This is a genomic window from Marinobacter sp. AC-23 (assembly GCF_001858325.1).
Lineage (GTDB): Bacteria > Pseudomonadota > Gammaproteobacteria > Pseudomonadales > Oleiphilaceae > Marinobacter.
In genome coordinates this window covers 1-1,272 of sequence record NZ_MBPP01000099.1, presented here as the reverse complement: position 1 = coordinate 1,272, position 1,272 = coordinate 1, and the positions used below count along the sequence as shown (strand labels likewise).

At 53.2% G+C, this 1,272-nt stretch carries 2 protein-coding genes and 1 pseudogene; all 3 read left to right on the top strand.

Features of this window, described 5'->3' with window-relative positions:
* Nucleotides 1–73 precede the first annotated feature (73 nt).
* The 3 genes and pseudogenes from BCA33_RS19530 to BCA33_RS23010 all read left to right on the top strand — a co-directional run bounded on the left by BCA33_RS19530 (nucleotide 74) and on the right by BCA33_RS23010 (nucleotide 1,235).
* The gene (locus BCA33_RS19530; protein WP_071268458.1) at nucleotides 74–382 is read left to right on the top strand and encodes a transposase; all 309 of its coding nucleotides are present in this window, start codon (nucleotides 74–76) and stop codon (nucleotides 380–382) included.
* Nucleotides 352–903: pseudogene (locus BCA33_RS20380) on the top strand (IS3 family transposase); the annotation flags it as partial. The gene BCA33_RS19530 and the pseudogene BCA33_RS20380, both read left to right, overlap by 31 nt.
* 2 nt (nucleotides 904–905) lie before the next feature.
* Nucleotides 906–1,235, top strand: coding sequence for an IS3 family transposase (locus BCA33_RS23010; RefSeq protein WP_139173074.1), 330 nt, complete (start codon nucleotides 906–908; stop codon nucleotides 1,233–1,235).
* The last annotated feature ends 37 nt before the right edge of the window (nucleotides 1,236–1,272 follow it).

Genomic DNA, 1,272 nt, shown 5'->3' with positions numbered 1-1,272 from the left:
CGTTAAACTCCGAGTTACCATGAATAGTAGACACCTTCTATAGTTAGGGTAGCCCCTAGCGCGGAGGTGTTTCATGAGTCGCAAAAAGACCCAAGCCTACACTGAGGAATTCCGTCGGGAAGCCGTCAGAAGAGCCGATCAACCGGGTAGCACGGCAGCGTCCGTTGCTCGGGAACTGGGCATACATCCTGGCCAGATCTACAACTGGCGTCGTCAGTTTACCCGTCTGTCTGATAAACAGTTTAATAGCGTTGATGGTGTCGATTACTCCAAGGCTGAGAGCGAAGCCATGCGGAAGCTCAAACGCGAAATGGAGATCTTGAAGAAGGAGAACGAGTTCCTAAAAAAGGTGTCTGCGTACTTCGCGAAGTCCCAAGAGTGAAGTACGCGCTGATGGATCAGTTTCGTCAGTCGTATACCGTTCGGTTGATGTGTCGGGTGCTGGAGGTTTCCGCCAGCGGCTACTACCGCTGGAGACAGCGCCCAGCCAGCCTCAGGGAGAAGCGCAGAGCGGTCACGGAAGCGGCCATCATGGAGACTTACGCCAGCTTTAAAGCTCGTTATGGTGCTCCCCGGATTGCCCAGGAACTGAGCGCAACCGGTGTTCCATGCTCCGTGAACTATGTGGCCGGGATCATGCGGGAGAAGGCTATTCGAGCCCGCAACGGCAAGGCCTTTAAATACAGTCGCACGTCTGAGGCGATGACGAACGTGGCAGACAACCTGCTGTGGCGTCAGTTTGCAGCGTCAGCTCCAAACCTGAAGTGGACGACCGACATTACCTACATCTGGGTGAATGGCCGCTGGCTTTATTTGGCGACGGTGATGGACTTGTACTCGCGCCATATTGTTGGCTGGTCGCTGGATATGAGCATGACAGAGCAACTGATTACCGATGCCTGAGCATGGCCTATGGACGCCGAGAGGTGAACCCAGGGCTGATTGTGCATTCGGATCGTGGTGTTCAGTATCGGTCGACAGGTTACCAGGATTACCTGCGTTCAAGGGGTTGTGTACCGAGCATGAGCCGTAAAGGAAATTGTTGGGATAATGCTCCGATGGAATCGTTCTTTAGTCGGCTTAAGGTGGAGTTGATCTACGCTGAGTGTTTCGAGTCGATCGCAGCGGCCAAATCCGCTATCTTCGAGTACATCGAAATCTTTTATAACCGAAAGAGAAGGCACTCCACTTTGGGCTATCTCAGCCCGGTGGAATACGAGCGCAGATGCGCATAACCGAGTGTCTATTTTTCGTGGGTAGGACCAATTTTGG

Excerpts from the sequence above, each read along its gene's own strand:
- BCA33_RS23010 (WP_139173074.1), top strand. The coding sequence starts at position 906 with ATGGCCTATGGACGCCGAGAGGTGAACCCAGGGCTGATTGTGCATTCG.
- BCA33_RS19530 (WP_071268458.1), top strand. The coding sequence starts at position 74 with ATGAGTCGCAAAAAGACCCAAGCCTACACTGAGGAATTCCGTCGGGAA.